Source organism: Pseudonocardia adelaidensis, assembly GCF_039543345.1.
GTDB classification, from domain to species: Bacteria; Actinomycetota; Actinomycetes; order Mycobacteriales; family Pseudonocardiaceae; genus Pseudonocardia; species Pseudonocardia adelaidensis.
In genome coordinates this window covers 40,654-64,942 of the sequence record NZ_BAABJO010000002.1, presented here as the reverse complement: position 1 = coordinate 64,942, position 24,289 = coordinate 40,654, and the positions used below count along the sequence as shown (strand labels likewise).

The 24,289-nt window shown below is 72.1% G+C and carries 26 protein-coding genes and 1 pseudogene; 14 read left to right on the top strand and 13 right to left on the bottom strand.

The genetic code is table 11. The features are described from left to right. The first annotated feature begins 7 nt into the window (after positions 1-7). From ABEA81_RS02125 to ABEA81_RS02110, 4 genes are read left to right on the top strand one after another with little or no spacing between them, the layout of a single operon-like run. Positions 8-979, top strand: a complete 972-nt coding sequence (locus ABEA81_RS02125; RefSeq protein WP_345602850.1) for a F0F1 ATP synthase subunit gamma — start codon at positions 8-10, stop codon at positions 977-979. Then, on the top strand, positions 979-2,412 hold the full coding sequence (gene atpD / locus ABEA81_RS02120; RefSeq protein ID WP_345602849.1) for a F0F1 ATP synthase subunit beta: 1,434 nt from the start codon (positions 979-981) through the stop codon (positions 2,410-2,412). The genes ABEA81_RS02125 and atpD overlap by 1 nt, the downstream gene beginning before the upstream one ends. 4 nt (positions 2,413-2,416) lie before the next feature. Then, a complete protein-coding gene (locus ABEA81_RS02115) occupies positions 2,417-2,800 on the top strand; it encodes a F0F1 ATP synthase subunit epsilon (protein WP_345602848.1) in 384 nt (127 codons plus the stop codon). Between the two features lie 11 nt (positions 2,801-2,811). Further along, positions 2,812-3,273, top strand: a complete 462-nt coding sequence (locus ABEA81_RS02110; protein ID WP_345602847.1) for a DUF2550 domain-containing protein — start codon at positions 2,812-2,814, stop codon at positions 3,271-3,273. 168 nt (positions 3,274-3,441) lie between these two features. Here ABEA81_RS02110 and ABEA81_RS02105 read toward each other — a convergent pair whose 3' ends face one another. The 4 genes and pseudogenes from ABEA81_RS02105 to ABEA81_RS02090 form a co-directional block, all read right to left on the bottom strand. Further along, positions 3,442-4,020, bottom strand: coding sequence for a cob(I)yrinic acid a,c-diamide adenosyltransferase (locus ABEA81_RS02105; RefSeq protein WP_345602846.1), 579 nt, complete (start codon positions 4,018-4,020; stop codon positions 3,442-3,444). A gap of 17 nt (positions 4,021-4,037) precedes the next feature. Further along, positions 4,038-4,778 carry an SDR family NAD(P)-dependent oxidoreductase gene (locus tag ABEA81_RS02100; protein WP_345602845.1) on the bottom strand — a complete coding sequence of 247 codons (741 nt, stop codon included), beginning with the start codon at positions 4,776-4,778 and terminating at the stop codon, positions 4,038-4,040. Between the two features lie 80 nt (positions 4,779-4,858). Beyond that, positions 4,859-5,707, bottom strand: a pseudogene (locus ABEA81_RS02095) (haloalkane dehalogenase); the annotation flags it as partial. A gap of 10 nt (positions 5,708-5,717) precedes the next feature. After that, a complete protein-coding gene (locus tag ABEA81_RS02090; RefSeq protein WP_345602844.1) occupies positions 5,718-6,170 on the bottom strand; it encodes a MarR family winged helix-turn-helix transcriptional regulator in 453 nt (150 codons plus the stop codon). Positions 6,171-6,253: 83 nt separating this feature from the next. Here ABEA81_RS02090 and ABEA81_RS02085 point away from each other — a divergent pair, with 83 nt between their 5' ends. Together ABEA81_RS02085 and murA are read left to right on the top strand one after the other, a co-directional pair. Further along, entirely contained in the window at positions 6,254-6,883 is a 630-nt protein-coding gene (locus tag ABEA81_RS02085; protein WP_345602842.1) for a TetR/AcrR family transcriptional regulator, read from the top strand. A gap of 10 nt (positions 6,884-6,893) precedes the next feature. After that, positions 6,894-8,162, top strand: coding sequence for a UDP-N-acetylglucosamine 1-carboxyvinyltransferase (murA, locus tag ABEA81_RS02080; RefSeq protein ID WP_345602841.1), 1,269 nt, complete (start codon positions 6,894-6,896; stop codon positions 8,160-8,162). Between the two features lies 1 nt (position 8,163). On the opposite strand, the gene ABEA81_RS02075 is transcribed toward murA, so the two are convergent. The 4 genes from ABEA81_RS02075 to ABEA81_RS02060 form a co-directional block, all read right to left on the bottom strand. Further along, the gene (locus ABEA81_RS02075) at positions 8,164-8,718 is read right to left on the bottom strand and encodes a dihydrofolate reductase family protein (RefSeq protein ID WP_345602839.1); all 555 of its coding nucleotides are present in this window, start codon (positions 8,716-8,718) and stop codon (positions 8,164-8,166) included. A 130-nt stretch (positions 8,719-8,848) separates the two neighbouring features. Then, complete coding sequence (locus ABEA81_RS02070; protein ID WP_345602838.1) at positions 8,849-9,847, bottom strand: substrate-binding domain-containing protein; 999 nt, start codon at positions 9,845-9,847, stop codon at positions 8,849-8,851. 39 nt (positions 9,848-9,886) lie between these two features. Next, a complete protein-coding gene (locus ABEA81_RS02065) occupies positions 9,887-10,912 on the bottom strand; it encodes an ABC transporter permease (RefSeq protein WP_345602836.1) in 1,026 nt (341 codons plus the stop codon). Then, complete coding sequence (locus tag ABEA81_RS02060) at positions 10,909-12,471, bottom strand: sugar ABC transporter ATP-binding protein (RefSeq protein ID WP_345602835.1); 1,563 nt, start codon at positions 12,469-12,471, stop codon at positions 10,909-10,911. Before ABEA81_RS02060 ends, ABEA81_RS02065 begins: the two co-directional genes overlap by 4 nt. A gap of 162 nt (positions 12,472-12,633) precedes the next feature. Here ABEA81_RS02060 and ABEA81_RS02055 point away from each other — a divergent pair, with 162 nt between their 5' ends. Both ABEA81_RS02055 and ABEA81_RS02050 read left to right on the top strand, forming a co-directional pair. Continuing rightward, entirely contained in the window at positions 12,634-13,323 is a 690-nt protein-coding gene (locus ABEA81_RS02055; RefSeq protein WP_345602834.1) for a DedA family protein, read from the top strand. Between the two features lie 178 nt (positions 13,324-13,501). Beyond that, positions 13,502-14,320 carry a DUF1206 domain-containing protein gene (locus ABEA81_RS02050; RefSeq protein ID WP_345602833.1) on the top strand — a complete coding sequence of 273 codons (819 nt, stop codon included), beginning with the start codon at positions 13,502-13,504 and terminating at the stop codon, positions 14,318-14,320. Here ABEA81_RS02050 and ABEA81_RS02045 read toward each other — a convergent pair. Then, positions 14,305-14,625 carry a hypothetical protein gene (locus ABEA81_RS02045; protein WP_345602832.1) on the bottom strand — a complete coding sequence of 107 codons (321 nt, stop codon included), beginning with the start codon at positions 14,623-14,625 and terminating at the stop codon, positions 14,305-14,307. The two genes, ABEA81_RS02050 and ABEA81_RS02045, sit on opposite strands and share 16 nt — an antisense overlap. 142 nt (positions 14,626-14,767) lie before the next feature. Between ABEA81_RS02045 and ABEA81_RS02040 the strand changes: the two genes are divergently transcribed. Beyond that, complete coding sequence (locus tag ABEA81_RS02040) at positions 14,768-16,762, top strand: protein meaA (RefSeq protein ID WP_345602831.1); 1,995 nt, start codon at positions 14,768-14,770, stop codon at positions 16,760-16,762. A 47-nt stretch (positions 16,763-16,809) separates the two neighbouring features. Here ABEA81_RS02040 and ABEA81_RS02035 read toward each other — a convergent pair whose 3' ends face one another. Both ABEA81_RS02035 and ABEA81_RS02030 read right to left on the bottom strand, forming a co-directional pair. Next, positions 16,810-17,229, bottom strand: a complete 420-nt coding sequence (locus tag ABEA81_RS02035; protein ID WP_345602830.1) for a DoxX family protein — start codon at positions 17,227-17,229, stop codon at positions 16,810-16,812. Positions 17,230-17,303: 74 nt separating this feature from the next. After that, a complete protein-coding gene (locus tag ABEA81_RS02030; protein ID WP_345602828.1) occupies positions 17,304-18,221 on the bottom strand; it encodes a hypothetical protein in 918 nt (305 codons plus the stop codon). A 267-nt stretch (positions 18,222-18,488) separates the two neighbouring features. On the opposite strand from ABEA81_RS02030, the gene ehuB reads away from it, so the two are divergent. The 4 genes from ehuB to ehuA are packed head-to-tail and all read left to right on the top strand — an operon-like array spanning position 18,489 to position 21,543. Continuing rightward, the gene (gene ehuB, locus ABEA81_RS02025; protein ID WP_345602827.1) at positions 18,489-19,403 is read left to right on the top strand and encodes an ectoine/hydroxyectoine ABC transporter substrate-binding protein EhuB; all 915 of its coding nucleotides are present in this window, start codon (positions 18,489-18,491) and stop codon (positions 19,401-19,403) included. A gap of 7 nt (positions 19,404-19,410) precedes the next feature. After that, a complete protein-coding gene (locus ABEA81_RS02020; protein WP_345602826.1) occupies positions 19,411-20,112 on the top strand; it encodes an amino acid ABC transporter permease in 702 nt (233 codons plus the stop codon). Further along, positions 20,112-20,765, top strand: a complete 654-nt coding sequence (gene ehuD / locus ABEA81_RS02015) for an ectoine/hydroxyectoine ABC transporter permease subunit EhuD (protein ID WP_425570420.1) — start codon at positions 20,112-20,114, stop codon at positions 20,763-20,765. Before ABEA81_RS02020 ends, ehuD begins: the two co-directional genes overlap by 1 nt. A gap of 16 nt (positions 20,766-20,781) precedes the next feature. Then, entirely contained in the window at positions 20,782-21,543 is a 762-nt protein-coding gene (gene ehuA / locus ABEA81_RS02010; protein ID WP_345603256.1) for an ectoine/hydroxyectoine ABC transporter ATP-binding protein EhuA, read from the top strand. 100 nt (positions 21,544-21,643) lie between these two features. On the opposite strand, the gene ABEA81_RS02005 is transcribed toward ehuA, so the two are convergent. Both ABEA81_RS02005 and ABEA81_RS02000 read right to left on the bottom strand, forming a co-directional pair. Further along, positions 21,644-22,498, bottom strand: coding sequence for a transporter substrate-binding domain-containing protein (locus ABEA81_RS02005; RefSeq protein ID WP_345602825.1), 855 nt, complete (start codon positions 22,496-22,498; stop codon positions 21,644-21,646). A 209-nt stretch (positions 22,499-22,707) separates the two neighbouring features. Then, on the bottom strand, positions 22,708-23,481 hold the full coding sequence (locus tag ABEA81_RS02000) for an enoyl-CoA hydratase-related protein (RefSeq protein ID WP_345602823.1): 774 nt from the start codon (positions 23,479-23,481) through the stop codon (positions 22,708-22,710). A gap of 99 nt (positions 23,482-23,580) precedes the next feature. Here ABEA81_RS02000 and ABEA81_RS01995 point away from each other — a divergent pair, with 99 nt between their 5' ends. Further along, positions 23,581-24,279: a TetR/AcrR family transcriptional regulator gene (locus ABEA81_RS01995; RefSeq protein ID WP_345602822.1), complete on the top strand. Its 699-nt coding sequence runs from the start codon at positions 23,581-23,583 to the stop codon at positions 24,277-24,279. The last annotated feature ends 10 nt before the right edge of the window (positions 24,280-24,289 follow it).

The window sequence follows — 24,289 nt, the reverse complement described above, 5'->3', positions numbered from 1 at the left end:
TCAGCTCATGGCGGCACAGATCCGTGTGCTGCGGCGACGGATCCGGTCGACGCAGTCCATCAAGAAGATCACCCGGGCGATGGAGCTCATCGCCACCTCGCGCATCGCGAAGGCGCGTGCGCGCGCCGAAGCGGCGAAGCCCTACGCCGAGCAGATGACGGCGATGCTCACCGAGCTCGCCTCGAACTCGGCGCTGGACCACCCGCTGCTCGTCGAGCGGGAGAACCCGCGCCGCGCCGCGGTGCTGGTGGTCACCAGCGACCGCGGTCAGGCCGGCGGGTACAACGCCAACGTGCTGCGCGAGGCCGAGCAGCTGCAGTCGCTGCTGCGCGACCAGGGCAAGGAGCCGGTGCTCTACGTCATCGGCCGCAAGGGCGTGAACTACTACCGGTTCCGCCGCCGCCCCGTCGTCGCGTCCTGGACGGGCTTCTCGGAGCAGCCCGGCTACACCCACGCCGCCGAGGTGGCGAAGGTGCTGGTGGCCGCGTTCATGGCGGGTGCGGGCGGCGAGGACACCGGGCGGGCCGCGGAGAGCACGGGCGCCCCGGCCGAGGCGGTCGAGTCGGTCGACGAGCTGCACCTGGTCTACACCCAGTTCAAGAACATGGTCACGCAGACACCTGCGGCTCGGCGGATGGCCCCGATGGAGGTCGAGTACGCCGAGGACGACGGCTCGCGCGAGTCGTCCGGTGGTGAGCTGAAGGCCCTCTATGAGTTCGAGCCGGACGCCGACACGCTCTTCGACGCCCTGCTGCCGAAGTACGTCAGCGCTCGGCTGTTCGCCGCGCTGCTCGAGTCGGCGGCGTCCGAGTCGGCCAACCGGCAGCGGGCGATGAAGGCCGCGACCGACAACGCCAACGAACTCATCCGTACCCTGACCCTGGAGAGCAACCAGGCCAGGCAGGCCCAGATCACCCAGGAGATCAGCGAGATCGTCGGCGGGGCCGACGCGCTCGTGAGTGCAGGAAGTGAGGACTGATGACCGCCACCGCTGACACAGGCACCCAGACCACGACCGGCCGGGTCGTCCGCGTCACCGGCCCGGTCGTCGACGTGGAGTTCCCGCGCAACGAGGTGCCGGCGCTCTACAACGCGCTCACCGTCGAGGTCACCTTCGGCGACCTGGCCAAGAAGCTCACCCTGGAGGTGGCCCAGCACCTGGGTGACAACCAGGTACGGGCGATCTCCATGCAGCCCACGGACGGCCTGGTCCGCGGCCAGGAGGTCACCGACCTCGGCCGCTCGATCTCGGTGCCGGTGGGCGACCAGGTCAAGGGACACGTGTTCAACGCCCTCGGCGACTGCCTCGACGACCCGGCGTTCCAGCCCACCGGCGACCTGTGGAGCATCCACCGCAAGGCCCCGTCGTTCGACCAGCTCGAGGGCAAGACCGAGATGCTGGAGACCGGCATCAAGGTCATCGACCTGCTCACCCCGTACGTGCAGGGTGGGAAGATCGGCCTGTTCGGCGGCGCCGGCGTGGGCAAGACGGTGCTCATCCAGGAGATGATCACCCGTGTCGCCAAGAACTTCGGTGGCACCTCGGTGTTCGCCGGCGTCGGCGAGCGCACCCGTGAGGGCAACGACCTCATCACGGAGATGACCGAGTCGGGCGTCATCAAGGACACCGCGCTGGTGTTCGGGCAGATGGACGAGCCGCCCGGCACGCGTATGCGGGTGGCCCTCTCGGCGCTGACGATGGCGGAGTACTTCCGCGACGAGCAGAACCAGGACGTGCTGCTCTTCATCGACAACATCTTCCGGTTCACGCAGGCCGGCTCCGAGGTCTCCACGCTGCTGGGCCGCATGCCGTCGGCGGTGGGCTACCAGCCCACGCTGGCCGACGAGATGGGCGAGCTGCAGGAGCGGATCACGTCGACCCGCGGCCGGTCGATCACCTCGATGCAGGCGATCTACGTGCCGGCGGACGACTACACCGACCCGGCGCCCGCCACCACCTTCGCGCACCTCGACGCCACCACTGAGCTCTCCCGCCCGATCTCCCAGAAGGGGATCTACCCGGCGGTGGACCCGCTGACGTCGACCTCCCGGATCCTCGACCCGCAGTACATCGGCGAGGACCACTTCCGGGTGGCCAACGAGGTCAAGCGGATCCTGCAGCGCTACAACGACCTGCAGGACATCATCGCGATCCTCGGTATCGACGAGCTGTCCGAGGAGGACCGCCAGCTCGTCGGGCGGGCGCGGCGCATCGAGCGCTTCCTCTCGCAGAACCTGCTGGTCGCCGAGCAGTTCACCGGCCAGCCGGGCTCCACGGTTCCGCTCAAGGAGACCATCGAGGCGTTCGACAAGATCGCCAAGGGCGAGTTCGACGACGTGCCGGAGCAGGCGTTCTTCCTCTGCGGCGGCCTGGACGACCTCGACAAGAACCGCAAGAAGCTCGAGGGCTGACGCCGTGGCGGAAATGACGGTGGAGCTGGTCGCGGTCGAGCGGCGGATCTGGTCCGGAAAGGCCAACTTCGTCTTCGCCCGCACCACGGCGGGTGAGATCGGCGTGCTGCCCGGTCACGAGCCCACGCTCGCGCAGCTGGAGGAGACGGGCCTCGTGCGCGTCGACAGCACCGACGGCACGACCACCACGCTGGCCGTGCACGGCGGGTTCCTGTCGGTCACGCCGGACACCGTCACGGTGCTGGCGGAGTACGCGGAGCTGGCCGACGAGATCGATGTCTCGCGGGCCCGCGACGCGCTCCAGCGAGCGGACGAGTCGGAGCCGGAGGGAGCCGCCGCGGCGGCCCGGGCGAATGTGCGGCTGAAAGCCGCCGGCGCTTCCGAGTAGCCGGAGCAGGGGTGGGTGCGACAGCGCTGCTCGTCAGCATCCTGTTGCTGCTCGCCTGTCTCTGTCTCGGATACCTCGCCTTTCGGCGAGTACGCCTCATGCGGGGCGGTGGTGTGGACGTCTGTCTGCGCCGCCGCCCCGCTCGTCTTTCCCGGTTCCGCGCTCAGGACGGCACCGCGGGCTGGCACTTCGGCGTGGGGCGCTACCGCGGCGACGAGCTCGCCTGGTTCCGCCTGACGTCACTGCGGCCGGGTCCCACGGTCGTGGTCGACCGCACCGCGCTGGAGATCGTCGACCGGCGCACGCCGGAGAACCCGGAGGCCTACGTCATCCCGCAGGGCGCCTCCGTGCTGCACTGCCGGATCCAGGGCGTGGACCTCGAGCTCGCGATGGCCCCCGGCGTCCTGACCGGCTTCCTGTCCTGGGTCGAGGCCGGCCCACCCGGGCGCACCGGATACCGGCAGGCCTCCTGAGTTCGACAGTCGCGTGCCATCGGTGCCGGGCGGGCAGTTGTCGACGACCTGCATGATCCTGTCGACGTCATGGGTCTGGGCCGCGCCTGCGACACCCATGGTGATCATGGGCGGGATGTTCGAGATCCACCGGCGAGAACCCCTACTGATCGAATCGGACGTGCTCGTCTAGGACCGCTCGGGGCCGCCGGGGCGCCAGAGGACGTCGCCGTCCGGGTTCGCCACGCGACCGAGGATGAACAGCAGGTCGGAGAGGCGGTTGAGGTACTTCGCGGTGAGCGGGTTGGTGCGCTCGGCGTCGACCTCCAGCAGGGCCCACACCGAGCGCTCGGCCCGGCGCGCCACGGTGCGGGCCACGTGCAGGTACGCCGCCCCGGGCGTGCCGCCGGGCAGGATGAACGAGTCGAGCTTGGGCAGGCCCTCGTTGAACCCGTCGCACCAGCCCTCGAGCCGGCTCACGTAGTCCTCGGTGATCCGCAGTGGCGGGTACTGCGGGTTCTCGACGATCGGTGCGCACAGGTCGGCGCCGACGTCGAAGAGGTCGTTCTGCACCTGGCGGAGCGGGCCGAGCAGCTCAGCCGCCAGCCCGCCGACGGTGACGGCGACCCCGAGCGCGGCGTTGCACTCGTCGGTGTCGGCGTAGGCCGCGAGCCGGGTGTCGGTCTTGCGGACGCGGCTGAAGTCGCCGAGCGCCGTGGTGCCGTCGTCGCCGGTCCGGGTGTAGATCCTGGTCAGGTGCACGGCCATGGGCAGAGCCTATGCGCTCACGCGTTCGTCCCCGAGTCGACGAGGAGCGCGGTGCCGGTGATCGTGCGCCCGCCCGGGCCGGCGAGGTGCGCCACGGTGGCGGCGACGTCGTCGGCGCTCTGGTAGCTGCCCAGCGCGCTGAGGCCACGCTGGTGGTCGGCCGATGGCCCGTCGGCGGGGTTCATGTCCGTGTCCGTCGAGCCGGGGTGCACGACGTTGACGGTGATGCCGCGGGGGCCGAGCTCGCGGGCCAGCGCGCGGCTGAATCCGGTGAGCGCCGACTTCGTCATCGAGTAGAGGGCGATCCCGTCGAACGGTGCCCGCTCGGCCAGGTTGCTGCCGATGTTGATGATCCGCCCGCCGGCGCCGAGGTGCGGGGACGCCGCCTGGGCCGCCACGAACGCCGCTCGGACGTGGATGGCGATGGTCCGGTCCAGCTCCTCGGCGCTGACCTGCTCGAACGGGCCGTACGGGAACACGCCCGCGTTGTTGACGAGCACGTCGAGGCGGCCGAGCTCCGCGGCGGCGCGGTCGACGGCCGCCCGAACCGCGGCCGGGTCTGCGCTGTCGGCCTGCAGGGCGAGACCCCGCCGGCCGAGCCCCTCGATCTCGCGGACCACCTTCTCGGCGCTGTCCCGGCCTTCGCGGTAGGTCAGGGCCACATCGGCGCCCTCGCGGGCCAGCCGCACGGCGATCGCCGCCCCGATGCCGCGGCTGCCGCCGGTCACGACGGCGACGCGGCCGCTGAGGTCCGTCATCTCGACTTCCTTTCTGTAGGGTTCGCTAAGGAAGTCTGCGGCGTCCCCGTCCGGCCCGTCAAGGGTTTGATTAGGGATCGCTACAGAATCGCGCGAACCCATGCGGCGATCGCGTCCCCGATCTCCACCGGCCGGTCCTCCGCGGCGTGGTGCCCGGCCTCCCCGCACGGGACGACGTCGAGGGCGGCGATGTTCTCCGCGCACCACTCGGCCCGCTCCGGGTCGATCATCAGGGTGGGCGAACCCTCGAACGTCAGCAGCAGCTTGGGCACGTCCGCGCTCTTCGCGAGCCACGCGTCGTACGCCTCGATGCGGGTCACGAGCCCGGCGGGCTCGCCGTCGATCGGGATCTGCTGGGCCCAGGCGAGGACGGGGCGCCGCGACCGCGGGTCGGGGAACGGCGCGAGGTACTCGGCCAGCACGTCCTCGTGCACCGGGGTGCGCACGCCGCCGGTGTACGCCATCCGGATCAGCTGGTCGGACTGCAGCAGCTCCTCGCCGCGGGTGCGGACCAGGTCGGCGCGCGCCCGGGCCGGTGGCGTCAGCGTGGCGCTGTCGATCGGCGTGATGATCGCCTCGAAGAGGGCGATCCCGCGCACCCGCTCCGGGTGCCGGGCGGCCCAGTCGCAGGCGAGCGCGCCGCCCCAGTCGTGGCCGACCAGTACGACGTCGTCGAGGCCGAGTGCGTCGAACCAGGCGTCCAGGTAGCGGGCGTGGTCGGCGAACAGGTACGGGATGTCGGGCTTCGCGGACCGGCCCATCCCGATGAGGTCGGGCGCGAGCAGGCGGCCGGAGTCGACCCGGGGCATGACCTCGCGCCACATGCGGGACGAGGCGGGGTTGCCGTGCAGGAAGACGACCGGTCTCCCGGTTCCGGTCTCCGTGTGGTGGACGGTCGAGTCGAGAACGGGGGTGTCGGGCATGGCGGTGTTCCCTTCGCTACTCCAGCGGTGCGTCGAGCAGTGCGGCGAGGTCGTGGACGAGTGCCGCGGTCCGTTCGCTGTGCCGGCCCCCGATCGGTTCGAGGAGGCGTTCGAGCAGGTCCTGCACGGTCTGCATGGCCGACTGCACGGCGGCCCGGCCGCGGTCGGTGAGGGTGAGCCGGACGGCGCGGGTGTCGTGCGGGTCGCGGCGGCGCGCGATGAGCTCCTTGGCCTCCAGCGTGCGCGCCAGCTTGGAGACGTACAGCGCCTCCAGGCCGGTCTCGTCGGCCAGCTCGCGCTGGCTCGGTCGTCGCCCCACGCTCTCCAGGCCGTACAGGGCCGCCAGCAGGACGTACTGGGCGTGGGTCAGACCCAGCGGGGCGAGCGAGCGGTCGACCGCCACCCGCCACCTCGTCGCCAGGTGCCACACGAGGGCGCCGGCGGCTGATCCCTGCGGTTCCGAGCGCATGCGGTTACCATACATGGCTATTAAGTACATGGCTACTATAGACCGAAGGGTATGTTGAGGGCCCGCTACAGAAGGGGTTGGTCATGGCCGAGCGGGGACGACCGCGCGAGTTCGACCGCGCCGCCGCGCTGCGGCTGGCGATGGAGTCGTTCTGGGAGCACGGCTACGAGGGCACGTCCATCGGTGACCTCACCGCGCGGATGGGCATCCGCCCGCCGAGCCTCTACGCGGCCTTCGGGAGCAAGGAGCGGCTGTTCCGCGAGGCCGTGGCGCTGTACGAGGGGATGGAGGGCGAGCCGCCGCTCAGGGCGTTGCGCGAGGCGCCCACCGCGGTCGCGGGCATCGAGGCGATGCTGCGGGCGAACGTCCGCTCCTACACCATGGCCGGCCGGCCAACGGGCTGCATGATCGTGCTGGCCGCCACCACGTACACGCCGAGCACCCAGGGCATCCGCGACTTCCTCGCCGAACAACGCCGGGCCGGTACGGAGGCGGTGCGGGAGCGGCTCGTGCGCGGGCAGGCCGACGGTGACGTGCCGCCCGACGCCGACACCGGCGCGTTGGCCGCGTACGTCATGTCGGTGCAGTTCGGCCTCTCGCTGCACGCGCGCGACGGGGCCACCCGCGACCAGCTCGACGCGGTGGTGGACCACACGCTGGCCGGATGGGAGGCCGCGGTGGCCGCCCGCGTCCCCGCGGCCGGCACCGGATAGCGTCGCGCGCGTGGCAGAGCACTTCGCGGTGAACGGTGGCGCGCGGCTCGTCGGCGCCGTCGACGTGGTCGGGGCGAAGAACAGCGTGTTGAAGCTGATGGCGGCGGCGCTGCTGGCCGAGGGCACGACGACGATCACCAACTGCCCGGAGATCCTGGACGTCCCACTGATGGCCGACGTGCTGCGCAGCCTCGGCTGCACCGTCGAGGTCGAGCAGGGCACGGTCACGATCGACGTGCCGGCGCAGCCCGGGGCGCAGGCCGACTACGCCTCCGTGTCCCGGTTGCGTGCGTCGGTGTGCGTCCTCGGGCCGCTCGTCGCCCGCTGCCGCCGCGCCGTGGTGCCACTGCCCGGCGGGGACGCGATCGGCTCCCGCCCGCTGGACATGCACCAGGCAGGCCTGCGCAAGCTCGGCGCGAGCACCGAGATCGAGCACGGACGCGTGGTGGCCCACGCCGAGGAGCTGCGCGGGGCGCAGATCTGGCTCGACTTCCCCAGCGTCGGCGCCACCGAGAACATCCTGATGGCCGCGGTGCTGGCCGACGGCAGCACCGTGATCGACAACGCCGCGCGGGAGCCGGAGATCGTCGACCTCTGCACGATGCTGCAGCAGATGGGCGCCAAGATCGACGGGGTGGGCACGTCCACGTTGACGGTGCACGGCGTCCCGCAGCTGCAGCCCACGCGACACCGGGTGATCGGCGACCGGATCGTCGGCGCCACCTGGGCGTTCGCCGCCACGATGACCCGCGGCGAGGTCACCGTGCGCGGCGTCGACCCGCACCACATCGACCTGGTGCTCGACAAGCTGCGCTCTGCGGGTGCCGAGACGGAGATCGGCACGCAGGAGTTCACCGTCCGGATGGACGGCCGGCCGCGGGCGGTCGACTTCGTGACGTTGCCGTACCCCGGTTTCGCCACCGACCTGCAGCCGATGGCGATCGCGCTGTCCGCCGTGTCCGAGGGCACCTCGATGATCACCGAGAACGTGTTCGAGGCCCGGTTCCGGTTCGTCGACGAGATGGTGCGCCTGGGCGCCGATGCCCGCACGGACGGCCACCACGCCGTCGTCCGGGGTGTGGGGCGCCTGTCCAGCGCCCCGGTGTGGGCGAGCGACATCCGCGCGGGCGCCGGCCTCGTCCTGGCCGGGCTGTGCGCCGACGGGCAGACCGAGGTGTGGGACGTCGAGCACATCGACCGCGGCTACCCGCGGTTCGTGGAGAACCTCTGCGCCCTCGGTGCCGACGTCGCGCGGGTGCAGGCGCAACCGCGGCGGTGACCTACGGGTTGTAGGTCAGCGCGACCACCCCCGTCGACGTGGGCGTCGCGTCCACGAGCCGCAGCGGGTCCGGCAGCGCGTCGGCGAAGAGCCGCGTGCCGGTGCCGAGCACGAGCGGGTGGACGCCGAGCACGAGCTCGTCGACCAGACCGTGCCGCAGCAGCGTGCGCACGAGCGTGGAGCTGCCGTAGGTCAGGATGTCACCGCCGGGCTCGGCCTTGAGCTGCGCCACGGTCCGCGCGGGGTCGCCGGGGAGCACGGTGGCGTTCCACGGCAACGGCCCGCTGAGCGTGTTCGTGACGACGACCTTGTGGATGCGGTGCATCGCCTCGGCGTACGGCCCGGTGTTGCGCGACCAGGCCTTCTCGATGATCTCGAAGGTCCGCCGCCCCAGCAGGAACGTGTCGCTCGCCAGCAGGCTCGCGGTGGCGTGCCCGGCCGACCGCTCGTCGAAGAAGCCGAGGGCCCAGCCGCCGCGTTCGAGCTCCCCGAACCCGCCCGGGTCCTGCACCACCCCGTCGAGGGTGACGAAGGTCTGCACGGTCAGCTTGCGCATGGGGGTCTCCGTTCCCGGCCGGGCGTTCCGGCCACGAACAGGCAGACCCGGAGCGGGTCGGAGAGGAATCGGTGCCAGAGGTCGTGAGTGGATACGAGTGCTCCAGCACCCGTATCCACTCACGGATCCACTAGGACTGCCCGCCGAGCTGCGCGTACACCTGGGCCGCGTTGTCGGCCGTGACCTGCTGGGTCTGCAGCGTGGTGGTCTTCGGGACCGGCGTGCAGTCGATGAGGATCTTCTTCGCGAGGTCGATCGCCTCCCGGCCGCCGGTCGGGTAGACGTAGGTCGCCTTCAGCCTGCCCTGCTCCACGGCCTTGATCCCGCCGGACGGGATCGGCAGCGCGTCGATCCCGGTGAAGACCAGGTCGCCGGCCCGGCCGGCGGCCTCGGCCGCGAGGTAGGCGCCCTCGGCCATCGGGTCGTTGTGGGAGTAGACCGCGTTGGCGTCCGGGTGCGCCTTGAGCAGCGCGTCCATCACGGCCTGGCCCTTGTCCCGCAGCCAGTCGCCGGGCTGGCTCGCCACGATCTGGACCGCGGGGTTCGTGGCGATGCCCTCGCGGAAGCCCGCGGCGCGCTCGGCGGCGGGGGTGGAGCCGGGGAGGCCGGCGATCTCCAGCACCTTGCCGCCCTGGGGCAGCAGCGTCTTGGCGTAGTACTCGCCGACCTGGCGGCCGATGTCGGTGTTGTCGGCGCCGATGAAGGCCGTGTACTTGTCGCCCTCCACCTTGCGGTCCAGCACGATCACCGGGATGCCCGCGTCGTAGGCCTTCGCCACCACGGCGGTGAGCGGCGCCGCCTCGTTCGGCGAGATGATCAGCAGGTCGACCTGCTGGGTGATGAAGTTCTCGACGTCCGCCACCTGCTTGCTGTTGTCCTGGGCGGCGTCGGCGACGTTCACCTGGAAACCGTCGACGGCCTCGGCGGCGGTCTCGACGTCGGTGTTCATCACCTCCCGGTACGGCTCGGCGTTGTTCGCCTGGGACATGCCGATCAGGTGGTCCCGCCCCGGGCCGCAGTCGGCGCCCCCGCCACCCCCCGGTGGCGCGGTCTGCGGTTGTTCGACGCTGCACGCTGCGAGCGCGAGGGCGGTGACGGCCAGCACCGCCGGCCTGCTGAATCGGTGCATCGTTCGGATCCCCCTTGAGCCTTGTATGGCGGTCTTCCGTCACGTGACGGTTCGGCGGAGCTTCTGCAGACCGGCAGCCGCGACGATCACCAGGCCGGTGATCAGCAGCTGGATGTTGGCGTCGATGTTGTTGAGCCCGAGGATGTTGGTGAGGATCCCGAGCAGCAGCGCGCCTGCGAGCGTGCCGCTCATCGTGCCGACGCCGCCCGCGAGGCTGGTGCCCCCGATCACCACAGCCGCGATCGCGTTCAGCTCGTAGCCGATCCCGTCGTTTGGGCTGCCCTGGCTCAGCTGACCGGCGTGGATGATCCCGGCCACCGCCGTGAGCAGCCCGGCGATCGTGAAGACGGCGATCTTCACCCGCGTCACGGGCACGCCCGCCAACCGCGCGGCGCGCTCGTTGCCGCCGATCGCGTAGACGTGCCGGGCGAACGCCGTGGTGCGCAGCACGACCACCGCGAGCGCCCCGAGCACGAGGAAGATCACGGCGGGCACCGGCAGCACGCCGTTGATGGAGCCGCGCAGGATCTCGAACGACGGCGGCGCCTGCTGCGGCCCGTCGCCGTACGCGATCGGCACGCCGACCCCGCCGGACCAGATCCGGGCGAGGCCCCGCGCCACCTGGAGCCCGGCGAGCGTCACGATGAACGCCTGGATGCCGATCACGGCCGTCGCGACGCCCTGCAGCGCGCCGAACGCCGCGCCGATCAGCAGCACCACCAGCACCGTGGGGAGCACGCCCCAGCCGCTGTCGACCATGAGGATCGCGGTGCCGACGGCGGAGAGGCCCAGCACGGCGCCGACCGACAGGTCGATGCCGCCGATCAGGATCACGAACGTCATCCCGATCGCGATGATCCCGATCTCGGACACCGCGCGGACGACGTTGCCCAGGTTGGACAGCGACAGGAAGATCAGCTCGCCGTTGCGCTGCGGCGAGGCCAGCACCGCCACCACGAACACGACCACCAGGCCGAACAGGCTCTGGAACCGGAACAGCGTGTCAGCGATGGCCCGCCGGTCGGTGGGCAGCTCGAAACGCCGAGGCCGTGCGGTGTCCGTCATTCCTGGTCCCCCCGAGCCGAGCCCATGGCGGCAGCCAGCACGGCCGCCTGGTCCGCGCGGTGCCGCGGCAGGTCGGCGGCCACCCGGCCGCGGCGCAGCACCACGATCCGGTCGCACACGCCGAGCAGCTCCGGCAGCTCCGACGAGGCGAACAGGATGCCGATGCCCTCGCCCGCCAGGCGCTGCAGGAGCCGGTACAGCTCGGCCTTGGCGCCGATGTCGATCCCGCGGGTCGGCTCGTCGAGCAGCAGGAGCCGGGGCCGCGCGAGCAGCTGGCGGGCGAACACCACCTTCTGCTGGTTGCCGCCCGAGAGCGTGCCCACCGGGACGGCCGCCGACGTCGTGCGGATCGCCAGCGCCGCGATCTGCTCCCGCACCGACCGGCGCTCCCGCCGGGCCCGGACGACCCCGGCCGTGCACAGCGACCGCAGCGCGGTGAGCGCGATGTTGTGCCCGACCGAGTGGTCCAGCTGCAGGCCGCTGCCGCGCCGGTCCTCCGGCACCAACCCGACGCCGCGGGCCAGCGCGGCACGCGGCCCGGAGGGGGCGTAGGGGCGGCCCCCGAGGCGCACGGACCCGGTGATCCGGCCGGCCGGGGCGGCCCCGTAGAGCGTCTCGAGCAGCTCGGTGCGGCCCGCGCCCATCAGCCCGGCGAGCCCGACGATCTCACCCTCGTCGACGGTGAGGTCGATCCCCGCCGGGTCGGTGCGGCCGGGCCGGTGCCCGCTCGGGTGCACGGCGAGGCCGCGGACCTCCAGCAGGACCCGCCCGCGGTCGGCGTCGGGCACGTGGCCGAACTGCTCGTCCTCGGCCCGCCCGACCATCAGCTCGATGACCTCCCGCCGCGTGGCGGTGCGCGGGTCGACGGTGCCTGCCACCCGGCCGTTGCGCATGACGGTGGCGCGGTCGGCGATCTCCTCGATCTCCTCCATGCGGTGCGAGATGTAGATGATCGCGACGCCGCGCTCCCGCAGCCGCGCGATCGTGGCGAAGAGCAGCCGCACCTCGGCGTCGGCGAGCGCGGCCGTCGGCTCGTCCATCACGAGCACGCGGGCGTCGGTGGACAGTGCATTCGACAACAACGCCTTGGCGATCTCCACCAGCTGCTGCTCGCCGACGCGCAGCGACCCGACGGACCGGTTGGGGTCGAGCTCGACGCCGAGCTCAGCGAGCTGGGCCCTGGCCGCGGCGGCCATCCGCCTGGTGTCGACCGTGCGGAGGCGGGTGCGGGGCTCCCGGCCCAGGAAGATGTTCTCGGCCACGGACAGGCCGGGCACGAGGTCCAGCTCCTGGTGGATCATCGCGATGCCCGCGGCCTGCGCGTCGGCCGGGCCGCGGAACCGGCACGGTCTGCCCGCCACGGTGATCGTGCCCTCGTGGTCGGTGATCACGCCGGCCAGCACGTTCATCAGCGTGGACTTGCCCGCACCGTTCTCCCCGAGCAGGGCGCGGACCTCGCCCGCCCCGACGGAGAGCTCGGCGTCGTCGCACGCCAGTACGCCACCGAAGCGCTTGGTGATGCCGCTCATGGTGACCAGTGCGCCGGCGCTGTCGGGCACGAGCCACCTCCGTCCCCCGAGAAATCGATTACAACCGCGCGGTGCGAACGTAGGGAACATCACACCCAGGGGCAAGCCCCGAAAGAAGGCGGGGGAGATCCCCACCCCGGTTCAGGGGCTGCCCCGATGGGCTCGGCGCCTCGTCCACGACAGGGTGGACGAGTGATCGACGACTGGCTCGGCTCCTTCTTCGCGATGATCGACGCGATCCCCACGTGGCAGCTCTACGTGGTGGTCGGCGTGTTGCTGGTGCTCGAGACCACCGTGCTCGTCGGTCTGGTGACACCGGGGGAGGTCGTCCTGCTCGCCGCGGCGACGACCGTCGTCACCACGGGGGAGTACCTGGCGCTCGCCGCCGTCGCGGCGGGGGCCAGCCTCGTCGGGCAGACCGGGGGGTACCTGCTCGGCCGGACGTTCGGGGGCCGGATCCGGGCGAGCTGGGGCGGTCGCAGGATCGGGGAGGCGAACTGGGTGCGGGCCGAGGGCGTGCTGCGCGGGGGGACGGGGCGCGCGCTCGTCGGGTCGCGGTTCCTCGCCGTGGCCCACTCGCTGGTGCCCGTGATCGCCGGAACGCTGCGCATGCCGTGGGGGCGGTTCGCGCGGTACACCGCGATCGGCGCGCTGCTGTGGGGCCTGGTCTACGTCGGGCTCGGCAGCGCCGCGTCGATCGCGATCCGGCACTCGGCGCACCTGATCGGGCCGACGGTCACGACCGTGGTCGTCGCGGCGGTCGTGGTCGCGCTGATCGTGCGGGCGGTACGGGGGCGCAGGCGGCCGGCTGGGGAGCAGGCCGCAGGCGACGCGCCGACCGTGGCGATCGTGGTGGTGGGGGAGGCGCCCGAGCGGCGCTGACCACAGCGGCGGGCCGCCGTGGGGGCGGCGCCCGCCGCATCGGGGGAAGGGGTGGTCGTGCTCCGGCGACGCGGAGCACGACCACCTCCTGCTGTTCGCGTCCGCACCACCCGGGGCAGAATCGGGGCCAGGGGTTCGTACGCCCGTGCTGCCGTGGGCCGGGCCGGGAGGGGGCCCGATGACCGGCGAAGCACAGGCCGCGGAGCGCTCGGCGCGACGGGCCGCGCGCAGCAGACCGGTGGAGGTCGGCGCCCGGATCGGGATCGCCGCCTACGGCCTCACGCACCTGCTCGTCGCGTGGCTCGCGCTGCAGGTCGCGTTCGGCGGCGACCACGGGGAGCGGGCCGACCAGACGGGTGCCTTCCAGACGATCGCCGAGCAGCCTCTCGGGCGGGTGTTGCTCTGGGGGCTGGTGGTGGGCTTCGCGGCGGTGGCGCTGTGGCGGCTGCAGGAGGCGATCTGGGGTTTCGCCTACGAGGAGGACCGCACCACCACGCTGCGCCTGCGGGCGGTGAGCGCCGGCAAGGCGGTGGTCTTCGGCGTGCTCGCCGTCCTGGCCGCGCGGACGGCCGCCGGCGGGCGGGGTGGCGACCGGCAGAGCGCAGCGGCGGGTGTGCTCGGGCTCCCCGGCGGGCAGGTGATCGTGGCCGCGGTGGGCGTCGGGATCTTCGTGACGGGCGTCGTCACGGTCGTCTCGGGGCTGCAGGCGCGCTTCCGCCGCGCCATGGTCCTCCCGTCGGACCGCCGGGCGCGCGAGCCCGCCGTGCGCACCGGCCAGATCGGCTTCGTCGCGAAGGGGCTGGCCATCGGGATCATCGGCGTGCTCGTCGTCATCGGGGCGGTGCTCGTCCGCCCGGACGAGGCGTCCGGCCTGGACGCCGCGCTGCGCGCGCTCGCCGGGCAGCCGTTCGGGCCGTACCTGCTGGTCGCCATCGCGGTCGGGCTGGTGGCCTACGGCGTCTTCTGCTTCATCGACGCGCGCTACCACCGGTTCTGAGCCACGACCACCCGTGCGCCCGCCTCGTCGGCCGGGAAGACGAGCAGGCGGTGGCTGGGGCCGGCGCGGCCGATGGTCGCGCGGATCCCCGCGTCGGCGAGGCGGGAGCGCAGCACCTGGGCCGCCGCCTCCGTCGGCACCCGCGCGACCTCGGTCAGCAGGCCGTCGCCCGTGGGATCGTCCGGGTCGGGCAGGTGCGGGGCGGGCAGGTCCCGCCCGGTGCCGAACGTCCAGCGCAGCGCGAGCAGCATGATCCCGAGCATCAGGACGGCACCGACGATCATGGTGAGCCGCTCGTCGGACACCCGGACATTGTCCGTCCTGCGCCGAGAATCCGCGCGTCCAGCTGGATCGATACCAAGGTGTGACGCCGCTCGTGAAGCGGCGCCGCGGGGGCTACCTGCCAGTAGCATCGTCGTCCAGGTCGTCTCGACGCGGAGGTGCACGGTGCCGTACCCGACCGACCGCGAGCGCGATCGTCCCTGGGTGATCCGCACGTACGCCGGCCACTCGTCCGCCAAGAAGTCGAACGCGCTCTACCGCCGCAACCTCGCCAAGGGGCAGACCGGGCTCTCGGTCGCGTTCGACCTGCCCACGCAGACCGGCTACGACCCCGACGACGAGCTCGCGAAGGGCGAGGTCGGCAAGGTCGGCGTGCCGGTGAGCCACATCGGGGACATGCGCGCGCTGTTCGACGGCATCCCGATGGCCGAGGCCAACACGTCCATGACGATCAACGCTCCGGCGATGTGGCTGCTCGCGTTGTACGTCGCGGTGGCCGACGAGCACGGTGCCGACCGGGGGAAGCTCGCGGGCACCACGCAGAACGACATCGTCAAGGAGTACCTCTCGCGAGGCACGTACGTCTTCCCGCCCGTGCCGAGCATGCGCTTGATCTCGGACATGATCGCCTGGTCGGTGCGGAACACCCCGAGGTGGAACCCGATCAACATCTGCAGCTACCACCTGCAGGAGGCGGGGGCCACTCCTCCCCAGGAGCTGGCGTACGCGCTGTCCACGGCGATCGCCGTGCTCGACGCGGTGCGCGACGCGGGGCAGGTGCCGCAGGAGCGGTTCGGCGACGTCGTGGGGCGCATCTCGTTCTTCGTGAACGCCGGGCTGCGGTTCGTCGAGGAGATGTGCAAGATGCGCGCGCTCGCCCGGCTCTGGGACGAGATCACGCGCGAGCGCTACGGGGTGCAGGACCCGAAGCAGCGGCGGCTGCGCTACGGCGTGCAGGTCAACTCGCTGGGGCTCACGGAGGCGCAGCCCGAGAACAACGTGCAGCGCATCGTGCTGGAGATGCTCGCCGTCACGCTCTCGCGCGACGCCAGGGCGCGCGCGATCCAGCTGCCCGCCTGGAACGAGGCGCTCGGCCTGCCGCGGCCCTGGGACCAGCAGTGGGCGCTGCGCATGCAGCAGGTGCTCGCCTTCGAGACCGACCTGCTGGAGTACGAGGACCTCTTCGAGGGCAGCCGGGTGGTCGAGGCGAAGGTGGCCGAGCTCGCAGGCGACGCCCGCGCCGAGATCGACCGGGTGCAGGAGATGGGCGGGGCCGTCGCCGCCGTGGAGTCCGGCTACATCAAGGGCAGGCTCGTGAGCTCGCTCGCCGAGCGGCGCAGGCGCGTCGAGGCGGGCGAGGACGTCGTCGTCGGGGTCAACCGGTTCCAGAGCACGGAGCCGAGCCCGCTGCAGGCGGAGGGGGCGGCGTCGATCGAGACGGTGGACCCGGCCACCGAGGCCGCCGCGATCGAAGCGATCCGCGAATGGCGGGCCGGGCGGGACCAGGGCGCCGTGGAGTCCGCGCTCGCGGGGCTGCGCGACGTGGCGAAGACCGACGCGAACCTGATGGACGCGTCGATCGCCTGCGCCAAGGCCGGCGTCACCACCGGGGAGTGGGCCGGGGTGCTGCGCGAGGTGTTCGGCGAGTTCCGGGCCCCGACGGGGGTGTCGGCCGTGGCGGTGGGCGGATCGGCGGCCACCGAGGTCGCGGAGGTGCGCGAGCGCGTGCGCGCCGCGAGCGAGACGATCGGGTCGCGGTTGCGGATGCTGGTGGGCAAGCCGGGCCTCGACGGGCACTCCAACGGGGCGGAGCAGGTGGCGGTGCGGGCCCGCGACGTCGGGTTCGAGGTGGTCTACCAGGGCATCCGGCTCACGCCCGCGCAGATCGTGGCCGCGGCGGTGCAGGAAGGCGTGCACGTGGTCGGGCTGTCGGTGCTCTCCGGGTCGCACCTCGAGGTCGTGCCCGCGGTGGTCGAGGGCCTGCGTGCCGCGGGTGCCGACGACGTGCCGGTGGTGGTCGGGGGGATCATCCCGGCCGAGGACGCCGCGGTGCTGAAGGAGCGCGGCGTCGCGGCGGTGTTCACGCCCAAGGACTACCAGCTCACGGCCATGATGGACGAGATCGTCACGCTGGTGCTGGCCGCTCACGGCCACGGCTGAGCCGCCGCAGCCCCGACGCTGTGTGACCGCCCCGCGGCTCTCGCCGGTCAGTGGTGCAGCTGGGCGATCAGCCGGCGGGTGCTCTCGCGGCGGCCCCAGGCCACCACGGCGGCCACGACGCCGACGGCGGCCGGGAAGGCGACCATCGCGCCGCCGCCGCCCATGGCCAGCGTGAAGGCCACCGCGCCGATCATCAGGGCGACGAAGCACGCGGCCGCCAGCCCGGTCAGGCGCGGGACGAACATCGCGATCGCACCGGCGAGCTCCAGCGTGCCGATGATGTACATGCCGGCGGTGCCGAGGCCCATGGCCTCGAACCCGGCGATGGCGGCCGGGTCGGCGGAGAGCTTGCCGAACGCGGCGAAGGCGTAGGTGACGGCGAGGACGACCTGCAGCGTCCACAGGCCGACGCTCGCGATGCGGCGGTGGGTGGTGGTGACGGGGCGGGTGGTGGTGATGGCGGTCATCGAGGGCTCCAAGGGGTGCGCGGTGGTCCGTTGTTGTCATGGAGACCGGCTGCCCGAGTGGAACTCATCGGTGCTCAGCGGAGGTTGTTCTCCCCGGCCTCCTCGCGCTCGCCGCGGCGGCGGAAGAACCTCAGGCCGGGGATGCCCTGGATCGCCTGCCGCACCTCCTTGAGCTGCTCGAGCAGCTCGTGGACGTCCGGCCCGACGCGGTCGAGGGTGGCGAGGATCGGCATGATGTCGCGCTCCATGTGCTCGGTGAGCTTCGGCAGCTGGTCGACCAGCCGGATCGCGGCGTGGACCTCGTCCTCCGAGAACTCCTGCACGAACCGCTCCGCGAGCGGGGCGGCCCGGCGCGCGATCGGCTGGTACACGGCGAGCAGCTCGGAGGCGCCCTCCGCGGCGCCGGCAGCCTGGTCGACGACGCCGCCCGCGCGATCGGCCACCCCGCCGGCCGTGGCGACGATCGTGCGCGCATCCTCCGCGACGGCGCCCGCGCCCGTCACCACGACCGCGGCCTGGTCGGCCACGGATCCCGCCTTCCGGACGAGTACCGCTGCGCCATCGGCGACCCCGTCCGCCCTGCTCACGAGGCCGGCCGCGTCCTCGGCGACCCCTCCGGCGCGCGCCACGAGCGCGCTCGCCCCGTCGGCGACGACGCGGACGTCGGCCAGCAGGGCGTCCACGGTGCGGACCATGCCGCCGGCGTCGCGCAGGACCTCCTCGACGCGCGCCACTGCCTCCCGCACCGTGCCCAGCAGCTCGTCGACCGAGCGCATGATCCCGTCGGTGCGGTCGACGATGACGTCGGCGCGGTCGGCCACGCCCGTGATCCGCCGGACCAGCCCGTCGGCCTCGTCGAGGAGGCCGGACACCCGCGCCGGCAGGGCGGCGGCGACCTGGACGGCCTCGTCGGCCCACCCCACGACGGCGCGGGCCCCGGCGATCATGTCGGACGGGCCGACCCAGACCGGTAGCCCGGCGATGCGCAGCATGGTCCGATCCTGGCGCATCCGGGATGCCCCGGCTCGCCGGGCGGTCTCCCGGCCATCCGGAAACCGATCGGAGTACCCCATTCCCCAGGAACTCATGGCGTCCGATCGGGTGAACCTGCGCCGGAACCGGGCTACTCATTGCGTTCACGTAACGAGTGCTGCTCTGGAGAGCCCGGGTGCGGGCTCGTCGGTGGAGTTCACCTACGTTCGTACGTCGAACGGCGGTGGCCGGTTGGGGGGCCGCGGTCCGACGGGAAGGAGATCCAGATGACACAGCGAGGCTGGAGCAGACGGGACTTCCTCCGCCGCACGGCGGCGGCCGGGGCGGTCGCGCTGGGCGGTGGGACGGTACTCGGCGCGTGCCAGGCCACGGGTGGTGGCGGCGGTGGCGCCGGGGGCGGCAGCGTCCTGGAACGGGCCCGGAGCGCCGGCAGCATCAAGATCGGTATCGCGGGTGAGGAGCCCTACGGCTTCACCGACACCAGCGGCCGGGTCACCGGCCAGGCACCCTCGGTCGCCCGGGTCGTGCTGCAGGGCATCGGCATCGGGGACGTGCAGGCCGAGCAGGTCGACTTCGGCTCGCTCATCCCCGCGCTGAACGCCAACCGCTACGACATGGTGTGCGCCGGCATGAACATCACGCCGGAGCGCTGCGGCCAGGCCGCGTTCTCGATCCCGGACTACTCGGCCCTCACCGCGTTCCTCGTGCCCGCCGGCAACCCCCAGCACGTCAAGACGTTCGAGGACATCGCGTCCAAGGGCCTTCCGCTCGCCGTGCTGAGCGCTGCGGTGGAGCAGGGATACGCCGAGTCCGCGGGGGTTCCCGCCGGCAACATCAGCGCGTTCGACGACCAGAACGCGCTGCTGCAGGCCGTCACGTCGGGCCGGGCCTACGCCGGCGCGCTCACCGACATCTCGCTCAAGTGGCTGGCCGGGAAGAACCCGAACGCCGGGGTCGAGGTCACCGAGGGCTTCACCCCGATCGAGAACGGGCAGCCGGTCGTCTCCGCGGGCGGCTTCGTGTTCCGGCAGGCCGACAACGACCTGCGCGAGGCGTTCAACGCGGAGCTGCAGAAGGCCCATCAGGACGGGCGGTGGCTCACGGCGGCGAGTCCCTTCGGTTTCTCGGAGGTCAACCTGCCCGCCGCGGACCTGACCACCGAGAAGCTCTGCGCCGCCTGAGCCGGCCATGGAGAACCTCGGCACCTGGTTGGCGATCCTCAACCAGGGCCTGTCGAACACGCTGATCGCCACGATCGGGGGGATCGCGCTCACGATCGTCCTGTCACTCGTCGCAGGGCTGGCCCTGCTGTCACCGTGGCGATGGGTGCGGGTGATCAGCCGGATCTACGTGGAGGGGCTGCGCGGCACGTCCGAGGTCGTGCAGCTGTTCTGGATCTTCTTCGCGCTCCCGGTGCTCGTCGGCTTCGAGTTCATCCCGATCTGGGGTGGCGTGGCCGTGCTGGGGCTCAACCACGGTGCCTACGGCGCCGAGGTCGTCCGCGGCGCGGTGCAGTCGGTGCCGCGCGCCCAGTACGAGGGCGCGCTCGCGCTCAGCCTCTCGCCCGCCCAGCGGATGCGCCGCGTGATCCTGCCGCAGGCGGTGGCCGAGATGATCCCGCCGTTCAACAACCTCTTCATCCAGCTGCTCAAGAGCACGTCGATCTTGTCGTTCGTGTTCATCCACGAGATCACGCGGCAGGCGCAGGACGTCCTCGTCCCGAACTTCAACCCCTGGGTGATCCAGATCTACCTGCTGCTCCTGGTCTACTACCTGATCATGTCGCTCGTCATCACCGCGGTGATGCGGGCGCTGGAGCGGATGACCGCCGTCCGCCTCGGCAGGCGGCTGACCCGCGGTGCGGCCCGAGCGCTGGCAGGGACCCACTGATGGCCGTCTGGGACTGGAACTACGCCTTCTCGATCCTGCCCGCGCTGGTCCAGGGGCTCGGGCTCACGCTCGTCGCCACGGTGCTCGGATCGATCATCGCGATGGTGCTCGGCCTCGTGTTCGCGGTGCTGCTGCGCGGACCGCGGGTCGTCGCGATCATCGTGCGGGGCTTCGTCGAGTTCGTCCGCAGCACGCCGCTGCTGGTGCAGATCTTCTTCCTGTTCTTCGGGCTCCCGGTGTTCGGCATCGTGCTGCCGGCGCTGGTGGTCGGCGTCATCGCACTCGGCGTGCACTACGCCTGCTACACGTCCGAGGTCTACCGCGCCGGCATCGAGGCGATCCCGCGTGGGCAGTGGGAGGCCGCGACCGCGCTCTCCCTGCCGCGGTCGCGCGTCTGGACCGGCGTCGTGCTGCCGCAGGCGGTACCGCGCGTGATCCCGGCGCTGGGCAACTACGTGATCTCGATGTTCAAGGAGGTCCCGCTGCTGATCGGGATCGGCATCCTGGACGTCGTCGGCCGGGCCCAGGAGGCCGGTGACACCTACTTCCGCTACGTAGAGCCCTACACCCTGGCGGGTCTGTTCTTCCTCCTGCTGAGCTATCCCGCGTCGCTGCTGATGCGCAGATTGGAGCGTCGTGTCGGATCAATCTGACGGTGCCGCCGAGCCGATGATCGTCTTCGACGGCGTGGAGAAGCGGTTCGGGGACAACGTCGTCCTCTCCGATCTCAGCTTCACGGTCGCCCCCGGCGAGCACGTCACGCTGATCGGGCCGTCCGGGTCGGGCAAGACCACGATCCTGCGGCTGCTGATGTGCCTGGAGTCCGTCACCGCCGGCACGATCCGGGTGGCGGGCAAGGGCCTGTCCCACATGGAGAAGGGCGGCAAGGTCGTCCCGGCCGACGAGAAGCACAGCCGCGAGGTGCGCAAGCGCATCGGGATGGTGTTCCAGCAGTTCAACCTGTTCCCGAACATGACCGTCCGCGGCAACCTGATCGAGGCCCCCACCAGGGTGCTCGGCCTGTCCAAGGACGAGGCCAACGCCCGGGCGAAGGAGCTGCTCGACCTCGTCGGGCTGGGGGAGAAGATCGACGAGCACCCGTCCCGACTCTCCGGTGGGCAGCAGCAGCGGGTGGCGATCGCCCGCGCGCTCGCCATGCGGCCCGACGTCCTGCTGCTCGACGAGGTGACGTCGGCGCTCGACCCCGAGCTGGTCGCCGGCGTGCTCTCCCTGCTGCGCGACATCGGGGAGAGCACCGACATCACCATCCTCTGCGTCACGCACGAGATGGGTTTCGCCCGCGACTTCTCGCACCGGGTGATGATGTTCGACGGCGGGAAGGTCATCGAGGACGCGCCGCCGCAGAAGCTGTTCTCCGAGCCGGACCACCCCCGTACCCAGGAGTTTCTGAAGGCCGTCCTCGGGCATTAGAGCGTTCCCAATGGTGCTGTGCGCAGCGGTGCCGGTCGCGGAACCTCAGGCGCCTGCTCGCTCCGGGATCGCCTCCTCGTGAATGCCAACTCACTCTGGATCAGGGCTGGCAGAGCACAGCCGTCGTCAGGTCCGGCGGCGGCAGGTTGTCGCGCGTGAAGCCGAACGGCTCCGTGATCCGCAACCACTCGCCGGAGGCCTGCAGCTGCGAGAGCGCCGGGTCGAACGCGGCCAGCAGGTCGTTCTCCCCGGTGCGGACGGCGAAGGCGGCACCGGGCACGATCCGGCGGCCGCCCACCACGGGCTCGACGTCGTCGGTGACGGCGAGCCCCGAGCCCGGGTTGCGGCGCAGCACGTCCACCAGCGAGATCCTGGTGAGGACGCCCGCAGGCACGCGCTCGTCCGCCACGCTGCGGAAGAGCGCCGACTGGCTGTCGACGATCTCCAGCCGGTCGTCCGGCACGCCGGCCGCACGCGCGTAGTCGATCTCACTGGCGCCGGCGAGGACGGCGAGCCGCAGGCGGGAGCGGGCCACGTCCCGGAAGGACTCGATCTTCTGCGGGTTGCCCTCGCGGACCAGGAACGCGGGGAAGGCCACGAAGTCGGGGCGGGTGAACGCGACATCCCGGCAGCGGTCGGGCGTGACCGTCATCCCGGCGGCCACGAGGTCGAACTGCCCGTCGCGCAGCCGCGGGACGAGCTCGTGGAACGGCACCTGCACCGCGTCGAGGCCCGGCACCCCGATGCGTGCGAGCACGACCCGCGCCACCTCGGGTTGCGCGCCGGTGATCCGCCCGTCGACGTCGGCGTAGGAGTAGGGCTGCTCGCCGGAGATCCCGATCCGGATCGTGCCGGCGGCGCGCGCCCGTTCCAGGCTGCTGCCCGAGGGCCGGCCGCACGCCGCGACCGCGCCGGCCGTTGCCGTGAGCGCGAGGAGCCGCCGTCGGGAAAGCATCCCGAGCAGCGTAGGCGGCGTGGGTGCCGGCGCGGCTACCGGTGGATCAACTCGTGCGGGACCGAGGGGGAGCGGGCGAAGTCGCGGTCCGGCGTCGCGCTGGTGCAGGCCCGCTCTGCGGCGATCGCAGCGAGGACAGCGTCGGGTGCGAGGTCGCCGTGCGCCGCCGCTCTTCGCACTGCCTGCGGACGAGTGACACGTGACGCGGGCTAGTCGGGCCAGACCGGGCGGCGCTTCTCCAGGAACGCCGCCATCCCCTCCTTGGCGCCCGGCGTCTGGGACATCGACGCCATGACCTCGAGCGCGATGGCGTAGGCGTCGGCCTCGGGCCGGTCGAGCTGGGCGTACAGGGTCTGCTTGCCGACGCCCTTCGCGAACCGGCTCCCCCGGGTGGCGCGGGCGAGCAGCTCGTCGACGCGCGCGTCGAGCTCGGCGTCGGGCACGGCGTAGTTGATCAGGCCCCACTCGGCGGCGGTGTGCGCGTCGATCGCGTCGCCGGTGAACGCCATCTCCATCAGCCGCTTGCGGCCGACGTTGCGCGCGACGGGCACGGCGGGGGTGTGGCAGAACCAGCCGCCCTTGCCGCCGGGGATGGCGAAGGACGCCGACTCGCCCGCGACGGCGAGATCGCAGGACGCGACGAGCTGGCACCCCGCGGCCGTCGCGATCGCGTGTACCCGGGCGATCACGACCTGCGGGACGGACTCGATCGTGCGCATCAGGCGGGTGCACAGCTGCAGGAGGTCGCGCACGCCTGCGAGGTCACGGGCGGCGACGTCGGCGAAGTCGTGCCCCGCGGAGAACGCCTTGCCCTCGCCCGCCAGCACGATGCCGGTGGCGTCGGAGCGGCCCGCGGTCTCGAAGGCGTGCAGCAGCTCGCGCATGTGGGACTCGGTGAGCGTGTTGCGCCGCTCCGGCCGGTTCATCGTGATCCGCACGGTGTCGCCGTCCTGCTTCACCAGCAGGTGCTCGTAGTCGCCCATGTCCCGACGGTAGCTGCTGTTGCCGGCCGTGCCGAGGGGTCGTACTGTGACCGAATGACTGGATGAGTAAATCTGGTCACTGCGTTCTGAGGAGTCTTCGTGGCAGCGTCGGAAACGCGGGTCGAGCGGATGCTCGACAGCGCCGCCGAGCTGCTGGTGCGGTGGGGGTACCAGCGCGTCACCATCGACGACGTCGCCCGGCACGCCGGCATCGGCAAGGGCACCGTCTACCTGCACTTCCGGTCGAAGGACGCGCTCTTCCTCACCGTGCTGATGCGGGTGCACCGCGTGATCGCGCGGGGCGTGGCCGAGCGGATGGAGTCGGACGCGCGCGAGGTGCTGCCGAGCCGCATGATGCGGCACGTCTACGACGACATGACGGCAGACCCGGTGGCGCGTTCCCTCTACCTGGGCGACGTGGAGGTGCTCGGGAAGCTCGTGCACGAGGCCGCTGAGAGCCTCGGTGAGTTCACCGCACACCGCCAAGAGGCGATCGTCGAGCACATCCGCCTGCTCGCCGACGCCGGGTGCCTGCGCCCGGGCCTCGGCCCGGAGTCGGCGCTGTACGTGTTCTCGGCCGTCGGCATGGGGTTCGTGGTCATCGACGGGTTGGGCCCGGGGATCCCCCGGCTGGACGACGGCGCGCCCGCCGAGCTGCTCGAGCGCACCCTCGCGGCGGCCCTGGAGGTACCCGACCCGCCGGCCGCCGCGCTCGAGCGGGTCGCACCCGTGATCGCGCAGCGCTACCGGGCGCTGCTCGTGCACATCGACGAGGAATGGAGCCGCCGTGTCCGCTGAACCGGGCGCG

Coding starts and splice junctions, on each gene's coding strand:
- ABEA81_RS02125 (WP_345602850.1), top strand. CDS start 8: ATGGCGGCACAGATCCGTGTGCTGCGGCGACGGATCCGGTCGACGCAG.
- atpD (WP_345602849.1), top strand. CDS start 979: ATGACCGCCACCGCTGACACAGGCACCCAGACCACGACCGGCCGGGTC.
- ABEA81_RS02105 (WP_345602846.1), bottom strand. CDS start 4,020: ATGGCCGTGCACCTGACCAGGATCTACACCCGGACCGGCGACGACGGC.
- ABEA81_RS02100 (WP_345602845.1), bottom strand. CDS start 4,778: ATGACGGACCTCAGCGGCCGCGTCGCCGTCGTGACCGGCGGCAGCCGC.
- ABEA81_RS02090 (WP_345602844.1), bottom strand. CDS start 6,170: ATGCGCTCGGAACCGCAGGGATCAGCCGCCGGCGCCCTCGTGTGGCAC.
- ABEA81_RS02085 (WP_345602842.1), top strand. CDS start 6,254: ATGGCCGAGCGGGGACGACCGCGCGAGTTCGACCGCGCCGCCGCGCTG.
- ABEA81_RS02075 (WP_345602839.1), bottom strand. CDS start 8,718: ATGCGCAAGCTGACCGTGCAGACCTTCGTCACCCTCGACGGGGTGGTG.
- ABEA81_RS02070 (WP_345602838.1), bottom strand. CDS start 9,847: ATGCACCGATTCAGCAGGCCGGCGGTGCTGGCCGTCACCGCCCTCGCG.
- ABEA81_RS02065 (WP_345602836.1), bottom strand. CDS start 10,912: ATGACGGACACCGCACGGCCTCGGCGTTTCGAGCTGCCCACCGACCGG.
- ABEA81_RS02050 (WP_345602833.1), top strand. CDS start 13,502: ATGACCGGCGAAGCACAGGCCGCGGAGCGCTCGGCGCGACGGGCCGCG.
- ABEA81_RS02035 (WP_345602830.1), bottom strand. CDS start 17,229: ATGACCGCCATCACCACCACCCGCCCCGTCACCACCACCCACCGCCGC.
- ABEA81_RS02030 (WP_345602828.1), bottom strand. CDS start 18,221: ATGCTGCGCATCGCCGGGCTACCGGTCTGGGTCGGCCCGTCCGACATG.
- ehuB (WP_345602827.1), top strand. CDS start 18,489: ATGACACAGCGAGGCTGGAGCAGACGGGACTTCCTCCGCCGCACGGCG.
- ABEA81_RS02020 (WP_345602826.1), top strand. CDS start 19,411: ATGGAGAACCTCGGCACCTGGTTGGCGATCCTCAACCAGGGCCTGTCG.
- ehuD (WP_425570420.1), top strand. CDS start 20,112: ATGGCCGTCTGGGACTGGAACTACGCCTTCTCGATCCTGCCCGCGCTG.
- ehuA (WP_345603256.1), top strand. CDS start 20,782: ATGATCGTCTTCGACGGCGTGGAGAAGCGGTTCGGGGACAACGTCGTC.
- ABEA81_RS02005 (WP_345602825.1), bottom strand. CDS start 22,498: ATGCTTTCCCGACGGCGGCTCCTCGCGCTCACGGCAACGGCCGGCGCG.
- ABEA81_RS02000 (WP_345602823.1), bottom strand. CDS start 23,481: ATGGGCGACTACGAGCACCTGCTGGTGAAGCAGGACGGCGACACCGTG.